Source organism: Staphylococcus sp. 231237_7MaSpsaltlick (assembly GCF_043107035.1).
Genome location: NZ_JBICNX010000233.1, coordinates 1 through 699, shown reverse-complemented (window position 1 = coordinate 699; position 699 = coordinate 1). Strand labels below are relative to the sequence as shown.

The following is a 699-nucleotide window of genomic DNA, read 5'->3' as shown; positions in this document are numbered from 1 at the left end:
TAGATATCTTCTGTAATATGTTGTCTCAATGGCCCACTTTTACCTGTTGCCATAATATTCACAGTAGGAATACCCTTTTGAGGATAAATACCACATCTCAATGTCCCACCGCAATCTATAACAGCAACCATAATTTCATCTTCAGGTACTGATGTTTCGAAACCATTTATAGGTGAGCCTCCAGTAATTTCACATATTTTATCTACTATTTCAGGTCTGTGGCCGCCTGTTACATACATAACTTTATCTTTCTTACCTTCTATTCCAATTTCTAAAGGACCTCCAAAGCCTCCTGAACCTTTAACAATTCTAGCCTTTTTACTCATACGCCTCACCTCATCCTTCTAATTTTACTTTTGTACTTAATTTTACTTTTTGTTGTTTTTCTACATAACTAGTTGTAAAGTCAGTAACCCATCCGCCTATAAAGTTCATTACTAAACCAACAAGTAAATATCTTACTGCTAAATCTGTCATTGGTAATCCTAATTGTTGAACCCCATTAGCGATACCTAAGAATATAAATAATTCCGCTGGATTAATGTGTGGAAATAAGCCGTTGCTTGTATGTGCGAATTGCGCTGCTGATGCAAAATAACTTGGCTTATATTTCTCGGGCATAAATCTTCCTAGAGAGTGAACCATGGGATTGGCTAACATAAATGATCCTAAAAATGGTAATACTAAATATCTTAATAA

General features: G+C 35.2%; 1 protein-coding gene and 1 pseudogene. Both read right to left on the bottom strand.

The genetic code is table 11. The annotated features are described in order from the left end of the window. Nucleotides 1-326 (bottom strand): annotated as a pseudogene (locus ACF91D_RS31140) (PTS glucitol/sorbitol transporter subunit IIB); the annotation flags it as partial. Between the two features lie 10 nt (nucleotides 327-336). Further along, nucleotides 337-699, bottom strand: a 363-nt coding sequence (srlA, locus tag ACF91D_RS31135; RefSeq protein WP_392438608.1) for a PTS glucitol/sorbitol transporter subunit IIC, incomplete at its 5' end; no start/stop codon positions are given.